Origin of the sequence: Bacillus sp. FJAT-49711, from assembly GCF_018343715.1 — a bacterium.
GTDB lineage: Bacteria > Bacillota > Bacilli > Bacillales > Bacillaceae_C > Lederbergia.
In genome coordinates this window covers 165,682-187,978 of sequence record NZ_JAGYPL010000005.1, presented here as the reverse complement: position 1 = coordinate 187,978, position 22,297 = coordinate 165,682, and the positions used below count along the sequence as shown (strand labels likewise).

At 36.2% G+C, this 22,297-nt stretch carries 17 protein-coding genes and 2 pseudogenes; 17 read left to right on the top strand and 2 right to left on the bottom strand.

What is annotated here, in order from left to right; translation table 11 throughout:
- Window positions 1-401 precede the first annotated feature (401 nt).
- The 7 genes from KHA96_RS20910 to ltrA all read left to right on the top strand — a co-directional run bounded on the left by KHA96_RS20910 (window position 402) and on the right by ltrA (window position 9,674).
- Entirely contained in the window at window positions 402-1,394 is a 993-nt protein-coding gene (locus KHA96_RS20910) for an SGNH/GDSL hydrolase family protein (protein ID WP_249315823.1), read from the top strand.
- Between the two features lie 789 nt (window positions 1,395-2,183).
- Window positions 2,184-2,774 carry a zeta toxin family protein gene (locus KHA96_RS20905; RefSeq protein ID WP_213131283.1) on the top strand — a complete coding sequence of 197 codons (591 nt, stop codon included), beginning with the start codon at window positions 2,184-2,186 and terminating at the stop codon, window positions 2,772-2,774.
- A 1,150-nt stretch (window positions 2,775-3,924) separates the two neighbouring features.
- On the top strand, window positions 3,925-4,872 hold the full coding sequence (gene qoxA, locus KHA96_RS20900) for a cytochrome aa3 quinol oxidase subunit II (protein ID WP_213131282.1): 948 nt from the start codon (window positions 3,925-3,927) through the stop codon (window positions 4,870-4,872).
- Between the two features lie 125 nt (window positions 4,873-4,997).
- Window positions 4,998-6,947, top strand: coding sequence for a cytochrome aa3 quinol oxidase subunit I (gene qoxB / locus KHA96_RS20895; protein WP_213131281.1), 1,950 nt, complete (start codon window positions 4,998-5,000; stop codon window positions 6,945-6,947).
- Entirely contained in the window at window positions 6,944-7,540 is a 597-nt protein-coding gene (gene qoxC / locus KHA96_RS20890; RefSeq protein ID WP_213131280.1) for a cytochrome aa3 quinol oxidase subunit III, read from the top strand. The genes qoxB and qoxC overlap by 4 nt, the downstream gene beginning before the upstream one ends.
- A 1-nt stretch (window position 7,541) precedes the next feature.
- Window positions 7,542-7,823 (top strand): cytochrome aa3 quinol oxidase subunit IV, encoded by a 282-nt coding sequence (gene qoxD, locus KHA96_RS20885; RefSeq protein ID WP_213131279.1) that lies wholly within the window; start codon window positions 7,542-7,544, stop codon window positions 7,821-7,823.
- A gap of 588 nt (window positions 7,824-8,411) precedes the next feature.
- Window positions 8,412-9,674, top strand: coding sequence for a group II intron reverse transcriptase/maturase (gene ltrA / locus KHA96_RS20880; protein ID WP_213127439.1), 1,263 nt, complete (start codon window positions 8,412-8,414; stop codon window positions 9,672-9,674).
- A gap of 137 nt (window positions 9,675-9,811) precedes the next feature.
- Here the strand turns inward: ltrA and KHA96_RS20875 are convergent, their stop codons facing one another.
- A complete protein-coding gene (locus KHA96_RS20875) occupies window positions 9,812-10,033 on the bottom strand; it encodes a hypothetical protein (RefSeq protein ID WP_213131278.1) in 222 nt (73 codons plus the stop codon).
- Window positions 10,034-10,349: 316 nt separating this feature from the next.
- On the opposite strand from KHA96_RS20875, the gene KHA96_RS20870 reads away from it, so the two are divergent.
- From KHA96_RS20870 to KHA96_RS20835, 8 genes and pseudogenes are all read left to right on the top strand, one after another.
- Window positions 10,350-11,351 carry a phosphotransferase enzyme family protein gene (locus KHA96_RS20870; protein ID WP_213131277.1) on the top strand — a complete coding sequence of 334 codons (1,002 nt, stop codon included), beginning with the start codon at window positions 10,350-10,352 and terminating at the stop codon, window positions 11,349-11,351.
- Window positions 11,352-11,793: 442 nt separating this feature from the next.
- Window positions 11,794-12,546: an SDR family NAD(P)-dependent oxidoreductase gene (locus KHA96_RS20865; protein ID WP_213131276.1), complete on the top strand. Its 753-nt coding sequence runs from the start codon at window positions 11,794-11,796 to the stop codon at window positions 12,544-12,546.
- A 349-nt stretch (window positions 12,547-12,895) separates the two neighbouring features.
- Entirely contained in the window at window positions 12,896-13,624 is a 729-nt protein-coding gene (locus tag KHA96_RS20860; RefSeq protein ID WP_213131275.1) for an Ltp family lipoprotein, read from the top strand.
- Between the two features lie 514 nt (window positions 13,625-14,138).
- Window positions 14,139-14,405 (top strand): annotated as a pseudogene (locus tag KHA96_RS20855) (DUF2255 family protein); the annotation flags it as partial.
- Between the two features lie 364 nt (window positions 14,406-14,769).
- A complete protein-coding gene (gene ectB, locus KHA96_RS20850) occupies window positions 14,770-16,050 on the top strand; it encodes a diaminobutyrate--2-oxoglutarate transaminase (RefSeq protein WP_213131274.1) in 1,281 nt (426 codons plus the stop codon).
- Between the two features lie 183 nt (window positions 16,051-16,233).
- The gene (locus KHA96_RS20845) at window positions 16,234-16,980 is read left to right on the top strand and encodes an SDR family NAD(P)-dependent oxidoreductase (RefSeq protein WP_213131273.1); all 747 of its coding nucleotides are present in this window, start codon (window positions 16,234-16,236) and stop codon (window positions 16,978-16,980) included.
- 562 nt (window positions 16,981-17,542) lie between these two features.
- Window positions 17,543-18,898 carry an MATE family efflux transporter gene (locus tag KHA96_RS20840; protein WP_213131272.1) on the top strand — a complete coding sequence of 452 codons (1,356 nt, stop codon included), beginning with the start codon at window positions 17,543-17,545 and terminating at the stop codon, window positions 18,896-18,898.
- Between the two features lie 167 nt (window positions 18,899-19,065).
- Window positions 19,066-19,518 carry a hypothetical protein gene (locus tag KHA96_RS20835; protein ID WP_213131271.1) on the top strand — a complete coding sequence of 151 codons (453 nt, stop codon included), beginning with the start codon at window positions 19,066-19,068 and terminating at the stop codon, window positions 19,516-19,518.
- A 141-nt stretch (window positions 19,519-19,659) separates the two neighbouring features.
- On the opposite strand, the gene KHA96_RS20830 is transcribed toward KHA96_RS20835, so the two are convergent.
- Window positions 19,660-20,064 (bottom strand): MerR family transcriptional regulator, encoded by a 405-nt coding sequence (locus KHA96_RS20830; RefSeq protein WP_213131270.1) that lies wholly within the window; start codon window positions 20,062-20,064, stop codon window positions 19,660-19,662.
- A 287-nt stretch (window positions 20,065-20,351) separates the two neighbouring features.
- Here KHA96_RS20830 and KHA96_RS20825 point away from each other — a divergent pair.
- Both KHA96_RS20825 and KHA96_RS20820 read left to right on the top strand, forming a co-directional pair.
- Window positions 20,352-20,591, top strand: a pseudogene (locus tag KHA96_RS20825) (alcohol dehydrogenase catalytic domain-containing protein); the annotation flags it as partial.
- A gap of 621 nt (window positions 20,592-21,212) precedes the next feature.
- Window positions 21,213-22,250 (top strand): NAD(P)/FAD-dependent oxidoreductase, encoded by a 1,038-nt coding sequence (locus KHA96_RS20820; RefSeq protein WP_213131269.1) that lies wholly within the window; start codon window positions 21,213-21,215, stop codon window positions 22,248-22,250.
- The last annotated feature ends 47 nt before the right edge of the window (window positions 22,251-22,297 follow it).

Sequence of the window (22,297 nt, the reverse complement as noted above, 5' to 3'; positions counted from 1 at the left end):
ATATCATATTATAAACGAAGGTACCCCCAACTTGATTCCATTTTCATAAAAAGGTACTGTTTTGCTTTTTCTCCTAATAAGTCAAAACTCCAAGCACATTGAAATTCACTGATTTGCAATCTAGCATAAGCCAAGACCGTGATAATGACGTAATTTTTCTGAGGGCTTTTGCCAATACAAGTTGACGAAAACTTCTGCCGCCATATTATATTCAACACAGTTGTTCTTATATTGAATTATTGTAGAAATCGTAAATTACCCCTTTTCAACCAGGCTTTGCCTTACAGGATTGTGAAAGTTAGATACCTTTTGCTATAAGGCTATCCATGTTAAAATGAAGGAACTATAGTTGAATTTTTTTCTTAGAATATTAATTTCGTTTAATGATAGGTGGTATCAACATGAAGCGACAAAAAAAGGTCATGATACTTGCTTGTATGCTTATTGTGAGCCTCCTTCCTTTTTTGTATTATTCACATTTCACTCAAACGAGGCAAGTGAGTGAGACGGAAAAACGGCAGGATTTTAAGGATCAGACCGAGGAAAATAAGGAAGCTATAGGGAAAGAATTACCTAATGAAACTAGTACTGAACGAGTGGCTGAGATCGTTCCTACAACAGAAGAAGAGATACAGCAATCAGCAGATGGGGAAAGTAATAGTCAAACCATTACGGAAAAATTAACAGAAAAGGTAAGGGAAGCTATTAAAGGAACCATAAGTTTGTTTAAAAAGGATCTCAGGATTGTCTCCATCGGTGATTCATTAACGGAAGGGATAGGGGATCAAACCGAAAGCAGCGGGTATGTCGGTATTCTCAATCATACTTTTGAAGATAATCAATTAAATATAAGTATTGAAAACTATGGTAAAAAAGGAAATCGTACAGATCAGTTACTTAAACGGCTGGACAAAGATGACGTTGCCTCTTCTATTAAGAAGGCGGACATTATGTTAATTACTATTGGCGGCAACGATGTCATGAAGGTAGTAAAGGACAACTTTTTGAACCTTACAACGGAACCTTTCGATAGGGAAAGAGAAGAGTTTAAAGAGAGATTGAGAGCTATTTTTCATAAAACGAAGGAACTAAACCCGGATGTCCATATTTATTTAATTGGGTTTTATAACCCATTTGAACAATATTTTGGTAACATCGGGGAGTTAGGAATGATTATGACAAATTGGAACGAGGCTGGAAAGGCAGTTACAGAAGAATTTGAACATGTCAGCTATATTCCAACAGCAGACCTTTTTGTTTCTTCCGATACCGAACTACTAGCTAATGATCACTTTCATCCTAACACAACCGGTTACAAACGAATGGCCCAGCGTATCCTTGAAGAAATAGATGAAATCGAGATCGACACAGAAATATCGATTGCAAATAATTAGGATCAACAAAATTTGTTTACAAGAAAAACACTTTACTGCGAATGCAGTTTGTTCATAGGCTAAGCTCAGTAACCAAAAATGTGGCTACAGAAGCTTAGTCTTTTTATTTACTAATTTTATTAGAATGGGCAAGAGTAAAAGAGGGGAAGGCTTACGGGAACTTTTTCCTTATTCGGCTGTATTTAACTTATGTTCACCAAATTAAGCAAGCGATGTCACATTAATGAGACTAGGTGAAATATATCTGGATGCATTAAAAAGATTTGCTCAAGAATTATAACTCAAAAAGGGTTAAATAATTGCAACTGGGATAATATGGTCTATCGTTGGGGATAAATCCGAATAGGCTGAATGACAATCATTGTATTTTCAATTTGGATGAAACGGAAATTCTTCAGAATATATTTCGAATAATAATCTTAATACCGGTTGAAAAAATAACTTCACTGAGTGGAAACCGTATTTGGCATGGGAATAGGGAAACATTGAGAAGAAGAGCTAAAGAGGAATTCGTTGAACGAATTGGTATGCAAGAGGTAAAAGCTATAAAAAAATGGGGAAAAGAAGTGTGTGTTCACTCTGTGTCTATTTAATATCAAAGGCTAAATTTATATTTTATTTAACTAATGGGTGCGTAAATCTAGAAGGATTAACGCTTTTTTTATTAAGGTTATTAAGCTAAAAGCTAGGTTGGAAAAAGAAGATTTGCATCAACTGCCATAAAAGTGGATGCCGAGCAAGTAGCGAATACGGGAACGTTATAGTAAATATTAACTGAGGAGGGATACTTTGATTATTTTAATAAGCGGTAACGGTCAGTCTGGTAAAACATTTATGGCTCAAAATTTACTTGATAAATATAAAGTGCCCTATCTTTCCATTGATCATCTGAAAATGGGGATATACAGAAGTGATAAGAATTGTGGATTCACCCCGCTGGATAGCAGTGAATTAATAGGAGATAAATTATGGCCAATAATTAGGGAGATTATTAAAACAAACATTGAGAATAATCAAAACCTAATTATTGAAGGGTGCTATATATTACCTCACTATATAAAAGAGTTTGAGAAATCATACACTGAAAAAATTATATCTGTATTCTTAGTTTTTTCACCTCAATATATTAAAGCAAACTTTGAATCAAAAATCTTAAAACATAGAAATGTAATTGAAGATCGCGGAGAACTAGATGAGTCAGATTATAATATTACAGAAAATATCAAAGAACATATCAAAGAACATAATGAATATAGAAGCAGATGTATTGAAGCTGGTTTTAAGTATTTTGAAATTGATAAAAATTATGAAGAGGAAATTACTAAAGTTTATGACTATATAGAGACTCAAAAACGTATAATTGAATCAAAATCAAAGTAGGAAGATACACTCACTTAACTGTTTTAAAACTTTCAATAGTTAAAGTGATACTATATAAAGTAACTAAATTATTTAATTACTTCGACAGTCGTGCGCTTTACTTAATAAGAAGGCGTCGTATGGGCAATACATTGAAGGGGTTGAGTTTATTGAGGTGTTTTAGCCTTCTTCGGTTCTTTTACTGATGAAGGCAAAGGTATCGGCAACTCTAAGTAGAGTATGAATGGAGAATGCAAGTATAGCCGTTTAAAAGAAAAATTCCCCACCGATGATGTCACTATTTTAATTGTAGCTGAAAAATATCAAACAAAAGTGATAAAAATAATGCTCATAATTTTGCTCATAACATTTTTCATTACTGTTTGATTGTATTTGACCTAAAAGCGGAAAACCCTATAATTTACCATCACCAAAAGCGCTTATGAATGGGCGATATGTTATGGTATTCCCGAAAATCCAGGGTAATAATAGGATTGGAGGGTTATAAAATTAAGAGTTCATAATTTACTCATATTAGTAAGTTATTACAGAGATATTGAAAGTTTTCCATCAGGATAGAAAACTGTTGGAAGACTTTTTCATTTTTTTCAAACCAACGAAAGTTTAAAAATATAAGGTACTAATTTTGATTGTGAAGTTATGCAGCTAACTAAGCGAAAGGAAACGTTGCTACAATAAATGTAAAAGCATTTTTTTTATTATATCAAAGGAATTTAGCTCTTAATAAGGATTAAATGGTACACCCCTAAATTGCGATTTAACATTCAATTAAAGGGAGTTTTATAGGATGGACAATTAATATGAATTCCATTGCTATTTTTTTGTTTTTGAGATTGTAACAAATAGTTCATAAACGGAAAATTGTCTGTGATCTGCATCACACTAAGGTCTTTAGGCCTTATACATCTATAATTTCCTTTTTACAAATTATTCCTTTCGCATTCTGTAACAACTTTTTCCGTTTGTTGGTGTTACTATCATTTACACAGTGTTAAATAAATTTACGCGATCATTTTAGCGTCTTTTTTTCAGATGGCGAAAAAATGAAGCAGCTAAAAAAATTTTTGACAACTTTGTGAAGTTATACACAAGTACTGTGTAACTTTAATAATTGTGGAAAAAGAGCATCCATTCGGAAAGGAGTACATTTATGAAAATCAAATGGTTTTTCTTAATGATGGTTTTCACCATTGCAACTGTGCTGTCAGGATGTGAACCATTGCTTGTTTTTGATCCAAAAGGACCGCAAGCAGAGAGGCAAGCACGTGATATCCTGCTGTCAATTGGAATCATGTCTTTTGTGATTATTATCGTATTCGCCTTATTAGTATATATGCTTGTAAAATTCAGAGCTTCAAAAATGCCAGAGGATTATGAGCCCCCGCATATTGAAGGACATCCATGGGTTGAAGCTATATGTATCGGGATTCCAATCATAATTGTTGCGTATCTTTCATTTGTATCTGTTCAAAGTAACTACATTGTCGAGTCAACACCACAAGGCTATGAGGATCAAGAGCCATTGGTTATCTATGCATCCTCCTCAGATTGGAAATGGCATTTTAGTTACCCAGAAGAAAATATTGAAACAATTAATTATTTATACATTCCAACTGATCGACCACTTGAGTTCAAGCTTTACTCATATGGACCAATTACGAGCTTTTGGATTCCACAGCTTGGTGGCCAAAAGTATGCGATGGCAGATATGATTACAACCCTGCATCTTGCGGCTGAGGAACAAGGAGAATTTATGGGGCGTAATGCAAACTTCAGTGGTAAAGGATTTGCTGAAAATACATTTAGTGTAAAAGCTGTTTCTCAAAAAGACTTTGATGAATGGGTAGATGAGGTTAAGCAGACAGCGAAACCTCTTACTGAAGAAAGCTTTGACGAGCTTTTAGAGCCAGGACATCTTGGTCAAATGACTTTTACGGGAACGCACTTAGGGTTCGCACCTCCACCAGAGCATAATCACGGATCTTCAGATGCGGATACGGACGACCTGGCGCATGATGAGCATTCAGGACACGATGTTCATTCAGGACACGATGTTCATTCAGAGCATGAAGGTCATTCTGAACACGAAGGTCATTAATTCTTAAATAGAACTCGAACGCTGAATTCAAACTTTATGTGTGAGTTTTGAAACGAAGAAATTCGATGTATCCTTTTTACCGGACTTTTTGAACATCATCCTCATTTGAAAGGAGTAACAAACGGATGGAATTCTTTGATCGTTTTGCCATACCACATGCAAGTCCAGCCATTTATGCATCGATGGTGGCAATTGGACTTACCCTAATCGGAATTATCGCCGGGTTAACCTATTTTAAGAAATGGGGTTATCTTTGGCGTGAATGGTTAACAACTGTTGACCACAAACGAATTGGTATCATGTATTTAATTTCTGCTTTACTTATGTTATTCCGCGGTGGTGTCGACGCTATAATGATGCGTGCACAGCTAGCTGCACCAGAAGCAAAATTATTAGACGCACAGCACTATAATGAAATTTTTACAACACATGGTGTTGTTATGATCATGTTCATGGCGATGCCGTTCATCTTCGCATTTATGAACTATGTTGTTCCATTACAAATTGGAGCACGTGACGTTGCATTTCCACGTCTAAATGCGATTAGCTTCTGGCTATTCTTTATGGGAGCAATGTTATTTAATATCTCTTTCGTTATTGGTGGATCACCTGATTCAGGATGGACTTCGTACTTCCCGCTTGCAGGCAATGATTTCAGTACATCAGTTGGAACGAACTATTACATGATAGCCTTGCAAATTTCGGGTCTTGGTACGTTAATGACAGGTATCAATATGATTACAACGATTATAAAAATGAGAGCACCTGGTATGACTCTAATGAAAATGCCGATGTTCACTTGGACTACTTTAGTTGCAAACTTAATCGTTGTTACAGTATTTCCCGTCTTAACCGTTGCATTAGCAATGGGAACAATGGATCGACTTTTTGGAACCCACTTTTTTGCAAGTACAAATGGCGGTATGGATATGCTTTGGGCAAATCTATTCTGGGTTTGGGGACATCCAGAGGTTTATATTTTAATCCTGCCTGCGTTTGGTCTTTACAGTGAGATTATTTCAACCTTCTCAGGAAGAAACTTGTATGGCTATAAATCAATGGTTGCATCAATCGTTATTATCTCGGTTCTTTCATGTCTAGTATGGGCGCACCATTTCTTTACAATGGGGCAAGGGGCTGCATCAAACAGTTTTTTCTCAATCACTACAATGGCTATTGCTGTACCAACGGGTGTGAAAATCTTTAACTGGCTGTTTACTTTATGGAAAGGTAAAATCCGTATGACCGTTCCAATGCTTTATTCAATCGGATTTATTCCATTGTTCACAATTGGCGGGGTAACTGGGGTAATGCTTGCAATGTCAGCAGCAGATTATCAGTATCACAATACGATGTTCCTAGTAGCACACTTCCATAATACTATTATTCCTGGAGTAGTATTTGCGATGCTTGCTGGTCTCACTTACTACTGGCCAAAAATGTTTGGCTTTATGTTAAATGAACGAATCGGAAAATGGACATTCTGGTCACTTGCAGTCGGATTTGTCTTAGCATTCTTCCCAATGTATATCACTGGATTAGATGGTCAAGCTCGTCGTATGTACACATACTCAGAAAGCACTGGTTTCGGTCCATTGAACATGATTTCATTCGTCGGTGCCGGAATTATGGCGATTGGCTTTATTTTAATCGTATATAACGTATACTACAGTATCCGTTATGCTTCAAGAGATATCGGAAGTGACCCATGGGATGCACGTACACTAGAATGGGCAACACATACACCGGTTCCTGAGTACAACTTTGCGCTGACACCAAGTGTGAATTCAACCGAACCATTCTGGGATGACAAAAAGAATAAGCACAAACTGTTCCTAGGTAAAATTGAAAAAATTCACATGCCAAACAATAGTGGACTTCCATTTATTATGTGCAGCATATTCTTTGTATGGGGCTTCTCATTCGTATTTGCGATTTGGCCATTGTTGATTATTTCAACAATTGCAATCTTTGTATGTATGGCATATCGTTCATTTGAAAAAGATCCTGGACATTATATTCCAGCTGAAAAGGTAAAAGAAACAGAAGAAAAATTGGGAGGTGCAAAGTTATGAAACTAGATCACTCGCAACCTCTAGAATATAGCACGCACCAAAACCAATTAAATATTTTTGGTTTCTGGATTTTCCTTGGTGCGGAAATTATGCTTTTCGCAACCTTGTTTACATCCTATTTCACATTAGAAAACCGCGTTGGAGGCGGTCCATCAGGTGCCGAGATTTTTGAAATCACCCCTGTGCTAATTGAAACATTTTTACTTTTAACAAGTAGTTTTACAATTGGTCTTGCAGTTCATGCGATGCGTATAGGCAGACAAAAGGCAATGATAGGCTTCTTTGCCGTGACACTGCTCCTAGGGTTATCTTTCTTAGGTGTTGAAATCTATGAGTTTGTTCACTATGTCCACATCGGAGCGGGTATTCAAACAAGTGCATTTACAGCTATTTTATTAACAACTTTAGGAACACACGGAATTCATGTGACATTTGGATTAATTTGGGGAACGATGATTATCCTCCAAATTAGAAAAAGAGGCTTAACTGCAGAAAACGCAGGTAAATCATTTATCTTTTCCTTGTATTGGCATTTCCTAGATGTAGTCTGGATTTTCATTTTCAGCTTCATCTATTTGAAAGGAATGATGTAAGATGAGAGAACTATTCCCAGCCAAACAAGTCATGGGCTTCGTCTTTTCATTAGTTTTAACAGCTGTCGCACTCGCGGTGTATTTCCTAAACCTTAGCTTTGCAGCTGGTTTAACAATTCTTGTTATTACAGCATTTGTCCAGGCTCTGCTTCAACTAATCGTCTTCATGCATGCAGGTGAAACAAAGGACAAATGGTCAATTTACGGAAATGTAGCGTTCATGATTTTTATCGCATTAGTAACGATCTTCTGTACACTATTCTTATTTCTTTGGGATATGTAATCAATCGAAGAGTGTCTCACGAGGCACTCTTTTTACTGTGCGCCCAGCATGGGCGTAGTCTATAGGGTGCAAGTCCCGAACTGCGAAGGCAGAAGTAGCAGTTAGCTTAACGCAAGGGTGTCCACGGTGACGTGGAATCTGAAGGAAGCGAGCGGCAAACCTCCGGTCTGAGGAACACGAACTTCATATTAGGCTATTTACGATTGGGTGAGTTTGCAGTACAGAACAAAGCCCTTTCTGCCGAAGGTTGTATGTAGTAAATGAAGCAGATAGGTGGAGGGAAAGACTACGTTCTTACCTGGGGAGGTCTGATTGGAACGCCAAGTTCACTTGGTAACCTATCCAGTGATGGATAGCTGAACAATCAGAAGTCAGCAGAGGCCATAGTACCATTCGAACTCGAGAAGAATGGGAAGGGCTGAACAATTAAGAGAGAGCAACATCTTGGCATTCAGTAACCTGCGATGAACACAGATAACCGATAAGGCATGCTTGAAGGAGGATATGGTGAATCCCATGGGGGACTTCAAGATGGTGGAGCAGAACTGGCATAAGTGGAATCGTTGTTCACGGAAAGAGGCGTAACCAATGTTAATGGAACGAATACTGTCACGGGAAAACCTCCTTTCCGCCCTGAAAAGGGTGGAACGAAATAAAGGAAGTCATGGTGTGGATGGGATGTCCGTACAAAACCTACGAGAGCATATCAAGAAACACTGGGAATCCATGAAAATGGAACTTCTTGAGGGTACCTATACACCGCAACCCGTCCGCAGGGTCGAAATCCCGAAACCTGACGGTGGGGTGCGATTATTAGGTATCCCTACCGTAACAGACCGTCTCATTCAACAAGCAATTGCCCAAGTTTTAACGACTATATATGACCCGATGTTCTCAGACCATAGTTATGGATTTCGACCAGGTCGAAGCGCCCATGATGCGGTTAGGAAAGCAAAAGGTTATATACAGGAAGGTTATCGTTGGGTGGTTGATATCGACTTGGAGAAGTTCTTCGACAGAGTAAACCATGACAAATTAATGGGGACACTAGCGAAACGAATCGAAGATAAACGCCTGCTTAAGTTAATCCGTAAATATCTAGAATCGGGAATCATGATAAATGGCATTGTGACAACCAGTGAGGAAGGAACTCCACAAGGAGGACCTCTCAGTCCTTTACTCTCTAACATTGTCCTTGACGAATTTGACAAGAAGTTAGAGGAAAGAGGTCACAAATTTGTACGATACGCCGATGATGCTAATATCTATGTGAAAACAATGAAAGCAGGAAACCGGGTGATGGATTCCATCACCTTGTTTATAGAAGGAAAGCTTAAGCTGAAAGTTAATTTGAAAAAGTCAGCTGTAGACCGTCCTTGGAAGAGGAAATTTCTTGGATTCAGTTTTACCTTTCATAAAGAACCCAAAGTTCGGATTGCCAAAGAAAGCGTGAAACGGATGAAGAATAAAATCCGAGAAATTACCTCAAGAAAGAAACCTTATCCCATGGAATATCGAATAGAGAAACTAAACCAATATCTAATGGGATGGTGCGGATACTTCGCCCTGGCAGATACGCCAAGTGTATTCAGGGAGTTTGATTCATGGATTAGAAGAAGACTTCGGATGTGTATGTGGAAGAATTGGAAGAAACCAAGCACGAAGGTGAGGAACCTCATTAGACTTGGCGTTCCGAAAGGAAAGGCTTATGAATGGGGAAACTCACGTAGAAGTTATTGGAGAATCTCCAAAAGTCCGATACTACACAGAACCCTTGGAAACTCCTACTGGAATTCCCAAGGGCTCAAAAGTCTATTATCTCGTTACGAAACTTTGCGTCACCAATCTTAGTTGAACCGCCGTATACCGAACGGTATGTACGGTGGTGTGAGAGGTCGGGGGTTAATCACTCCCTCCTACTCGATTGCATAAAATAAAAAGCTTAGCCATTTGTTTTCGGCTAAGCTCAATTTATATATGAACTTTTATTAATCCTGACTTAGACCCTTTGCTTTAAGCAACATTTCTTCGGATACAATTAAAAATAATCCCATCAAAAAGACAAAAATGGCTCCCATAATGGTACCGATTCCAATTGGCGTTAATATACTGGAACCATTTGCAAAAAAACCAAGACAGAAAATAATGATACCAGCAATAAGTACTGTTCCTCCAAAATACTTAACAGCCTTAAGCATATTCGTTTTCATTTTTCATCATCCTCCTACTATAAATTATTCACATTGTTCATAAAACTGTCAAATGTTTTTCACTAAATGTTCAAAAAGTATATCTTTGACGGAGAACAGAAAGTGATCTTAATGGAGCTCGGAGAATAAAAATATTCATATGAAATAACCTTCCGTTAGGTTAAAAATCTACTTCAATCCTTCATCTTTAGTCAGTCCATGCTTATAGTCCTTAATCAATTTCTTTCAGTAAAAAGTTTTTTTAAGAAGGTTAAACCCTGCTAAATGTCAAATATAATAAATTTGGTCAACACTAGGAACATTGGGGGAAACAAACTTGGAACATTCAGTAGAAAAACAATTCACTTCTGAAATTATGAACAAAGTCTTGCGTACTTATCATTTAGATACTGAATTTAAAAAGCTCGGCGATTTTGAGAATTATGCTTTTGAAGTTTACCATGAGGGAGAAGCGAAAATATTAAGAGTTACGCATAGTTCGCATCGTACGCAAAAGGAATTAGAATCGGAATTGGATTGGATTCAATACTTGCATAATTGTGGAATCAGTATTCCAGCGGTGTTTCTATCTTCGAACGGGAATACAGTGGAGGAATTTCAGGCAGAGGATTCCGTTTTCTATGCCTCTTTGTTTGAAAAAGCACCGGGAAATCCTGTGAAGCTAGTTGATTTTGATGAGAAGCTTTTCCATATTTGGGGAAAGGCGATTGGAGAAATGCATCATCTTACAAAAAACTATCAACGAGGAGAGAACATTCAACCACGTTATCAATGGAATGAGAATGATTTATTGCGTTTAGAATATTACTATCCTGAATCTGATCAGGAAGCTTTGAAAGCAGCTCGTCATGTTATGGAAGAAATCAAGAAATTAGCAAAAACGAAAGATTCTTTTGGACTTATCCATACAGATATCCATGCTGGAAACTTTTTCTATGATGGGGATTCCATCCATATTTTCGATTTTGATGATGCAAGCTATCACTTTTTTGCTTCTGATATTGCCATTCCGCTTTATTATTCTCTCATTAGTAAGCATTTATATGGAACTAGGGAGGAGCGCAATGAATTTGCACGAGAGTTCATGCAAGCTTTTCTGAAAGGATATAGCGAGGAAAATGAACTTTCGCAACAATGTATCGCAACGATTCCATTGTTTTTGAAGTTAAGGGATGTTGAATTATATTCTGTTTTTAGTAAAAAAGTGCCGGCTGAGGAACGAACAGAACGAACTCAGCATTGGATTGCCGAAATCAAGGAACGTATTGAAAAAAATGAGGCGATTGTGGATCATGATTTGATTAGTAACCTGTTATAGGATCACCAAGTCGACACGGTTGTTCAACCGGCCTTAGAAATATCATTTAATAATAAAACTCTACTTTTCCATGATAAAAAGAAGAGTTTTTTTGCTTTCTTCCAGCTCTCATAATAATAAATATAGATGTGTTAGAGTAAGGTATTATTTATTATATAGTAACTATAAATTTTGAAGTATCTATTATTTACGTAATTATCGCAAGAAAATTTCAGTAATTGAAATAAAATAATGGACGTCATATACTTTCTTTGTAGGAATCTTCACAATGGAAAGCGGATTAAAAATGAAAAATATATGAAGGGATAATTACACAAATTCTTGGAGGTACTATGTCTAAGAAATATAGATGATTAGTTTAGGCAGCTAGTACTTAGCTACATAATGATCATTGTTCAGTCACTCTATGAAATGAAAATACGTTTAAAAAGGAAGGTTTCGTATGATAGATGTTAAGGGGAAATGGGCACTAATTACTGGTGCAAGTAGAGGTGTCGGTTATCAAACAGCTCTTTTTATGGCAAAACAAGGTTGTAACCTCATTTTACATAGCAGAAGTATAGAACATACAAAAAAAGTGTTGGAAGAGGTAAAGGCACTTGGTATTGAAGCTTATACCGTTCAAGCAGAGCTTGCTAATCATGATGAAGTAGTTGCAATGCTTGATGAAATTGAAGCGAAAGGGCTAGCTGTCGATATTGTTTTCAATAATGCGGCTGTACAAATAGCCTACCGAAAAGAGTATTGGAAAACGCCTATTGAAGATTTTGAAATGAGCTTCCGAATTAATTTTATTTCTATTGTGACGATTTGTAATCGATTAATTCCAAAAATGATTGAACGAGGCTTTGGCCGTGTGATCAACACAACAAGTGGAATAAAAAATGAACCGGAGCAATCAGCTTATGCAGCAAGTAAGGCAGCACTTGATAAATTCACAAAAGATTTAGCATCAAGACTTGAAGGAACAAATGTGATGATTAATATTACGGATCCGAATTGGTGTAGAACAGATTTAGGAGGCTCCCAAGCACCTAATTCAGTAGAAAGCGCTGTTCCTGGAGTTGCAGTAGGTGCATTCGTAGATGATAAAAAGAGTGGGAGGTTTTTCCACGCTTCGAATTTTTATGGTTTGTCACTAGAAGAAGCCGTTAAAAAAGCAGAAAAGATAGAAGCAACTCCTTATACAATATAACTTGATAATTAAGATAATATGGGACTATAAATAATTCACTTTTTTATGGTCTCAGACTGTAGATTGGTGAGCCGCTAGCATGATGGTAAACCTATATCACGCTATCTAAAAATAAAAGTAGTTTTTTGAGTAGAGTTTTCTACTCTTTTTTTTATAAATAAAAGCTTTCACTCTCTATGCCATAATTTTTTGTACGTAATTTTTCTCGTATTCTCTATATAATGATGGCTTCTTGCTCGGAGTAGGTTCAGAGAATAATACGATAACGAAGATTGGGGTTATAGTGCTTTTTTACTAGATTTTTATGATATAATTGTAAACAGAATGACATAAAGGAGACATCTTAGAAATGACAAACCAGGAAAAACCAAAAAATTCAAAAAAACCATTTTATAAAAAATGGTGGGTATGGGTGATTGCGATTATTATTATTGCGGCGGCCGTCAATGGCAATGATGATGGTGCAGACGCAAGTAAAAAGGAAAGTAAGCCGGCTGTCACTGAACCAGTGAAGGAGAACCCGAAAGAGAAAAAGGATGAACCTGCAAAAGAGGAGCCTAAAAAGAATGAACCTAAAAAAGAAGAACCTAAAAAAGAAGAACCGAAGGAAGAGGAAGACGTTCCTACTGAATATAAATCTGCTTTGAAAAAAGCTGAATCATATGCAAAAACAATGAACATGTCCAAGAGTGCTATTTTTGAACAATTAACTTCAGAATATGGTGAAAAGTTTTCTGCAGAATCTGCAGAGTATGCAATGAGCAAACTTGAATATGACTGGAAAGCCAATGCTTTGAAAAAAGCTGAATCCTATTCAGAAACTATGTACATGTCAAAACAAGGAATCTATGAACAACTTATTTCTGAGCATGGCGAAAATTTTACTGAAGACGAAGCACAGTATGCAATTGACAATGTGGAAGCCGATTTCAATGAAAATGCCTTGGCCAAAGCAAAAAGTTATCAAGAAACTATGAGCATGTCACCTGAAGCGATAAGAGATCAACTGACTTCTGAACATGGTGAACATTTTACACAAGAAGAAGCCGATTATGCTATTAAGAATTTAGATAAATAAAATCTAAAAAACGCCCTCACCATTTCTTTGGTTGAGGGCTTTATATTAGTCTTTTGTTAGTTTATTTGCAGCATCGCAGATAAAGCTTAATCCTTCATGTACATACGAATAAAGAATAGAGACAAAACTTTTATTTCTTCTAAATTTTTGAGCCTCTATATGGGTAAGTATTCCAAGGAATACTATACAAACATGCCACATTTTCATCCTCTTATGTATAATTCATTTAATTTGAATACTACCTCCACCCCATTATTACAAAGATATAATGTCATCTCAATTGATCTCTATTTTTATTAAATCATCTCTACATTTCTAACAGCAAAATTCCTCTAAAACTTGTAATTGTTAATATAAGTATTGTTCCTTATAGTAGTCTGCTGAATTAACATTCCTTCACTCATTCAATCCCCCCTATAATTGCCATAGTAAAAATCTAGTTGAAAAATATAAAATAAAAAATTACAAATACCCTTGACTTAGAGTTCACTCCAATTGATATGGGACTCCGACCTGGATTTGGTCCGTCGTGGTTGATGAAGCACTCTATGTGCGCGCTTACTACGGACAGAACTCTCGTTGGTACCGGGCTGCAGTAAAACAAAAGGCAGGAAGGATCACTGTCGTGGGCATGACGAAGGAAGTAAATTTCGAGCCGATCAATAGTCCAATCAACGACCTCATTGACAATGCCTACTGTAAGAAGTACAACAGCAATCCATATCTTAGTTCGATGATCAGTGCACGTGCCCGCTCAGCGACAGTAGGTTATCCAGTGTGAAGGCAACACATAATAGAAAAGTTGTTGACTAATTTTCCATAATCGGATACTTCAATGAAGTAATCTCAAAAGCCCAATTTATTTTTTATAAAATAAATTGGACTTTTTAGTATCGTAATTTCTTACATGCCAAATTTGTATATTGTTCATGAATTTAAATGTATATGTTGAATGATTTGTTTATTACAAATTGAAAAAAAATAAAAAAGTTTATAGTTGACTTCGAGTGAACTCTAGGTGTTACAGTAGCGTAAATACAAGAAAAGGAGAGGGAAAATTCGTTCATGATCAATTAATAATAAATAAATCAACACAAGTTGAGTATTCAAAAGGTTAGCTTAAAAATTTTTTAGAGGTGGTATGTATGATAAAAACGATACAACCGAAGATAGAAACTTTTGAGCAATTTGAATCTCAAGTAAGAAGTTATAGTAGGAGTTTTCCAACAGTCTTTGAAAAAGCTAAAGGATATTACCTTTGGGATACAACAGGAAAAGAATATATTGATTTTTTCTCTGGGGCTGGAGCATTAAATTACGGACATAACAATGAAATGATGCAAGATGCCATAATAGATTACATTAAAAAAGATGGCATTATCCATAGTTTAGATATGGGGACAGTTGCTCGTGGGGAATTTCTAGAAAGATTTAATGAGATTATTCTCGAACCTAGGGATTTAACTTATAAAGTGATGTTTCCTGGACCAACTGGAACAAATGCAGTAGAAAGTGCTTTGAAAATTGCACGTAAAGTAACTGGCAGACAGAATATTATTAGTTTCACAAATGCGTTCCATGGTATGACGATTGGTTCTTTATCATTATCCGGGAATGCAATGAAACGAAAAGGTGCAGGAATTCCTTTAAATAATGTCACAACAATGCCTTATGATGATTATGTAAAAGGGCAAGATTCTATTGATTATATATTAAGGTTTTTATCAGATATAGGTAGTGGAGTAGACTTACCTGCTGCAATTATTTTAGAGACGATTCAAGGTGAGGGTGGATTAAATGCAGCGAGTTTTACATGGTTAAAGGAAATTGAAACCATTTGCAGGGAGAAGGATATCCTTCTAATCGTCGACGATATACAGGCGGGATGTGGTCGAGCCGGTACCTTTTTTAGTTTTGAGTCAGCAGGTATTAATCCAGATATCGTTTGTCTATCTAAATCCATTGGAGGAATAGGTCTGCCGATGGCCCTTACATTAATAAAACCTGAATATGACAAGTGGCTTCCAGGAGAGCATAATGGAACGTTTAGAGGGAATAATCTTGCGTTTAAAGCAGCAGCGGTTGCCTTAGATTATTGGAAGGATCCTCAGTTTAGCCAAGAAATTCAGGAGAAATCTAAAATGATCACGCAACAATTATATCGATTAACTCGTACATATCCGTCCATAGAAGGTGAAATAAGAGGTAGAGGATTTATGCAGGGAATTGCCTGCAATATACCTAGTATTGCAAAAAATATCACCAAAATAGCATTTGAAAAAGGGTTAATTATTGAGACGTCAGGACCAAATGATGAGGTTATTAAGTTATTACCTCCGTTAACCATTGATGAAGGCGGAATACAAAAGGGCATATCTATTTTAGAGGAAAGTATTCAAATGGTGTTAGATAATCCAATTAAATAAAGGATATTAACATGAATGAAAAGCATTACTAACAAATACAAATTTCGTTCTTTTAACCATTGATAGGAGACCGGAATTAATTTTAAAAATATAAAGTATTGAACAGTCACTCAATACTTTATTTTTTAAAGGCAACTAGATTTAGGAAGTTGATCAAATTACCGCAAAAATGAGGAATATAATATGGAATTATCATTTAAAGACAAAGTTGTATTAGTTACAGGAGGCGGGACTGGTATTGGTTTAGCAACGGCTAAAGCGTTTGCGGAAAATGGTGCTTCAGTTGTCTTGAATGGCCGGCGTGAAGACATTATTCAGGCAGCGGCTAATGAGATTATTGCAGATGGCGGCGGCACTGCTGTTGCCATACAAGGTGATGTATCTGACGAGCAGCAAGTAGCTAAACTTTTTGAAAAGATAGTCGAGAGGTTTGGTCGACTTGATATAGCATTCAATAACGCTGGTGGTGGACAAAAAGGGGGTAACCTCGCTGACATCTCGATTGATGAATTCGATAGAATCATTAATACTCACCTTCGTGGTGTATTCCTATGTATGAAGCATGAAATTCCTATAATGATGAAAAATGGCGGCGGCGCCATAGTGAACACTTCTTCTGGTGCTGGCATTATTGGCATCCCGGGTGCAGCGTCCTATGTCGCTGCTAAACACGGTATTATTGGGCTGAGTAAGTCAGCGGCACTTGATTATGCTGCTTCAAATATTCGTGTCAATGTTATTGCTCCGGGGTATGTTGAAACGCCTATGTATGATCCTTCGATGGAATGGGATAAAGTTCTTGAACAAATACCGGTTCGTAGAATTGGAAAACCGGAAGAAATTGCTGCCGCAGTCTTATATCTTTGCTCTGATGTTGCGGCATATACGACTGGATCCGTAATGGTTGTCGATGGTGCTCAAACTGTATAATAGTATGGGAGAGTGCAAGTATTTAAGCTAAATCGGATTTTGTCTGCAGATCTTTTTCACATAGAATTTAAAGACAATTTTTTATTCCACCTATATGCATGCTAAGTTAACGTGGATCATCTTTTCAGGAGCAGTTTGTGCTGCTCTTATTTGTTTTACAGAATCTCAAAGACACCTGACAAAATAAATATAGATTTTAATAAAGGAACTATTCAATACATCGAATTTAACAAAAGGCAATTATTGATAAATGTACCGTAAGGAGTTTTATTTAAAAAATATATCTCCTACTTGACCTAGAGTTAGCTATAGGAGCTAACATTGCTTGCAAGGAAGCGAATCATTTTGAAAATATATATTTCGTCGAAGGCTTTATTTATGATAACTACTGAAGAGAGCGCTATTGACAGTCCAGACGAACCATTTCAAAAGCCGTGGTTATCAATATAATAAGATATTGCTTTTTTTTCCATTTGATTAGGTTTAAAAATTATGTCAAGAAACTATATGATACGTTATACTTTTTACTTCTTTTGCATTGTACTAGAGGGAGGATTTCCGGATGGATAAAACGAAAAAGAATTTAACTTTATTTGCTCTTACATGGCCAATTTTTATAGAACTGGCGCTCCATATGTTAATGGGAAATGCAGATACACTGATGTTAAGTCAGTATTCTGACTCGTCCGTTGCCGCTGTAGGTGTATCTAACCAAATTATTTCCTTTGTCATTATGCTGTTTGGTTTTGTAGCAACAGGTGCATCGATTCTAATTGCGCAAAACCTTGGAGCAAATCGCGATCAAGTTGCGGGAACGATCGGTGTTACATCGATTAGTATGAATTTGATTTTTTCAATCGTACTAAGTCTAGCTTTATATTTATCTAGTACATCCATTTTAAGATTAATGGGTCTTCCTGCAGTGCTTATGGATGAAGCATCCAACTATATTGAAATCGTTGGTGGTTTCATCTTTGTACAAGCGGTAATCATGACGATTTCAGCAATACTTCGTAGTTATGGTTTTACAAAAGATACAATGCTTGTCACCATTGGGATGAATATTCTCAATGTCATTGGAAACTATTTTGTTATTTTTGGTCCATTTGGTTTCCCGATCCTTGGCGTGGAGGGTGTCGCCTATTCGACAGTCATTAGTCGTTTTCTTGGTTTTGTAACTTTGTTTATCATTTTAGTAAAGCGCAGTAAACAGTCGTTACCATGGCAGTCATTTATAAAATACAACAAAAAACATGTCAAAAATTTACTTGGTATTGGGATTCCAGCAGCAGGGGAATCGCTATCACACACTGCGAGTCAGATGGTTATCACATTACTTGTTACACAATTAGGTGTTGTCGCTATTACGACCAAAGTTTATGTACAAAACCTTATGATGTTCATCTATTTGTTCTCGATTGCAATTAGTCAAGGATCACAGATATTAATCGGCCATATGATTGGTGCGGGAGAAATTGATAAAGCCTATAAAAGGGCAATTAAAAGTCTGCAAGTATCAGTCGTAATTACATTCATGGCAGGTATTATTATATATTTCTCCAGCGATCTCCTACTGGGCATTTTTACTAATAATATGACAATAATTGAAATGGGTACAATCCTTTTACTGCTTACGATAATTTTAGAACCTGGTCGTGCCTTTAACTTAAATTTAGTTTTTGCCTTGCGTGCTGCCGGTGATGTTCGCTTTCCAGTTTATATCGGTATTGCATCGATGTGGGGGATCAGTGTGGCGTTTTCTTGGTTTTTCGGGATTTACCTAGAGTTTGGCCTGATCGGTGTATGGATTGGATTTATAGCTGATGAGTGGTTGCGAGGGATCTTTATGCTGAGAAGATGGAGATCGCGAGTTTGGGTTCAAAAAACGTTTGTTAAAAAGGAAGAGGCTGTTAGCTAAATCCTTACATGAGGTTGAAAAGGAATGCCAGTGTATGAAAGCCATGAAGATGGTTAATTCGATTAAGGATAATTTGATTTCTACTAACTTCATTTGTATTTGAATTGACCGATACTTATGATAGTTTGCGTTCATAAATTCAGTGTGTAACGGATGGTGAAAATGGGATGAAACTTCCTAATGGAATAACTGGCTTTTATGGTTCAAAAGCCAATACCCCTCCACAAGTAGATGGGAAGCAATTTAAACAATTATGCTTCGACTTTGCCTCTCGTAATCGCGGGAAAGTAATTGATTTCGTTACTCCGCGATATCCATCAAATTTTTATTATGCTTATGTTGATATTTTAGGTAATCGATTTTACATATTGTTGAATGAACATTATCCTTATATCGCATTCGCTTCGATAGTTGAATTCGGAAATATTAAATTCATCGACAGACCTGTTCTTAATGAACAATTTTCTTCTTTCTATCAAATAATGGGCAACGATGAACTAAATGTTCCTTTTAATAAAAATCTTATAAAGAAAACAGAATTAAATGGTGCTGAGTTAGAACAAATTAACTATTGGAAACCTGAAACGGTAGGGCAAGTAGTCTTTAACTATTGGGATTGAACAATAAGAACGCCAAACATTGGAGTTCTAATATTTGTTTAAAAAATCAACATTAACGTATAAAAGAGTCTTTAAAATAAAAATAAAGCCATCTGTCTATCGAATCAACATTTTTGAAAGACAGATGGCTTTTTTGTTAGTTTAAACTTCTATTTTTTCGTTTTTATGAATATCTTCCGTTCCAGCTTCTAGTGCAATCTTGTAATATTCACATTTATAATTTATAAGTTCCATTGTTTTACTTAATTCTTCCAACTGTGCCTCTACAGCAGCTTTTCGTTCCGTAAACATGTCAAATCTTTGATGCAATGTGGAATCCCCTTCAGAGCACCAATCTATAAAGTTTTTTATCTCTTTAATAGGCATCCCAGTCGCCTTTAAACATTCAATTACTTTTAAAGCGTCGATATCCGAATCTGTAAACACTCTTGATCCACTAGATGTACGTTCTAAAAAAGGCATAAGTCCCTCTTTATCGTAGTATCGCAAGGTATATACTGTTAAATTCAATTCCTTTGCAACTTCGCTAATAGAATATGTTTTCAATATTCATCTTCCTTTCTTAATAATGTAGACCTCGAGTTAACTCAATCTTTATGGTGGGATATTATCACGAAATTTAGAGTATGTCAAAGCCTTCTTAAAGAAAAAGGCTAAATATATGAAAAAGAGATTCTACAAAACTATTCATTAATTACTTGACCTCGAGTTAACTATAAGGATTAACATAGATATTGCAAGAGAGTAGAAGGGGAAGGAAATAAATGAAGGGCAAATTATTAGCTAATTCCCCTAATATCTCTTGAAAAGTATTAATATTGGAGGTTTTATTCATGATAACAGCTAAAGCACGAGCAGTAGACGGTCCGGACAAATCGTTTCGAGCTGCCGAAATTAAAAGACGTGATCTTGATTCATATGATGTTCTGATTGAAATTAAATATGCAGGCATTTGTCATTCTGATATCCATACTGCTCATGGCGAATGGGGTCCTGTTAACTATCCACTTGTACCTGGACACGAAATTGCAGGTATTATTACAGATGTCGGACCTAAAGTGACAAAGTACAAAGCTTTATGGATTCGCTATTCTGTAAAAAAGCAGTAAAACGGTAATGGAGAAAACTTTTATTAACAAGTCAGGAATTCCCGTGACTTCAGTCGTGGGATTGAATTGGCTTTTTCTTTTTAATAGCGTGGTGTATTCTTAATGGGGAAACCATTGCTATCCCACAATCTAGTAATACTGATCATGTTATTAATAATATAAAAGCTGCATACATTCAGCTTACAGAAGAGGATCTAGCTAAAATAGATTCTGCCTATCCAGAACCGTATGTTAGTGAGCCACTAGCTTTGTGGTAGGTAAACTTAAATTATGAAAGAAATTGTTCAGATTCGATGTGTAAATAAAAGTAGTAATAAGAATAGATTATTGAGAGTAGGATGCTATTATTAAGGAAAATTAATAGAAGTTTCTCATGAATTATCATACTAATGAGAGGCTTCTTTTTTTTCGTTCTTGAATTGCACCGGAACTCCAGTCCATCTATAAATGATTTCTTGAAAAATATGTTTCAAGTTCTAATATTTATAAAATTCTAATTGATATTAATTATCATTATCATTTATAATAGGAGTGATTAAGAATTATGAAATGTATGTAACGAGGTTGTTAGCTAAGGGGGATAATATGGATTTATTTGATGTGACGATTATTGGCGGCGGGCCTGCTGGCTTATATAGTGCTTTTTATAGTGGCTTGCGAAATTTGAAAACTAAAATTATTGAAGTGCAATCTGTCCTAGGTGGTAAGGTCAATACTTATCCTGAGAAGGTTTTATGGGATGTTGGTGGGCTTCCGCCAATGCGAGCACAACAATTTGCTCAAAATTTAATCAATCAAGCTAATACTTTTTTACCGACTTTATGTTTAAACACTAAAGTGGAACAAATAAAGAAACAGGGCGATATCTTTGTCATATCAACAGATTCGGGAGAAGTACATTACTCTAAAACAATTATCGTTGCTGTAGGTGGAGGAATATTAAATCCAATTAAACTTGAAATAGAAGATGCTGAAAAGTTTGAAAGAACGAACTTACATTATACAATTTTAGAACTGCAACGCTTTTGCAATAAAAAAGTTCTTGTGTCAGGCGGTGGAAATGGAGCAATTGACTGGGCGGTAGAACTTTTATCCGTCGCAAAAGAAGTAGTTGTTATTTATCGCAACGAACAATTAACGGCTCATGAGTCTCAAGTTCAAAAGCTAAAAGAACATGGCGTAAGCATTATGCTTAATGCAGAAATTCAATCCTTCATTTCGGCTGAAAATAAAACAGTTATTGAGCAAGCTATCGTTTCACAAAAAGGAGCGACATATCAGTTGCCGGTTGATGATGTTTTAATTAGTCATGGCTATCACCGAGAAGTGTCATTACAATTCGATGATGATATAAGCCCATTGCGAAAAAATGATTATTATTTAGTTAGTCAAGGCCAATGTAAGACATCTGTTCCAGGGATTTTTGGTGCTGGTGATATTATTGCTTATGATGACAAAGTAGGTTTAATCGTTGGCACTTTCCAAGATGCAGTACTTGCGATTAATAACGCTAAATTGTATCTTGACCCACAGGCCGATGAATATGCAATGGTTTCTTCACATAATGAAAAATTTAGAGATAAAAATAACGAGCTTTTAAAAGAAGTATATTACCAGGCTTAATCTAGTAATCATAAATAATAATTGACAGCTTATGATAAATGATATAC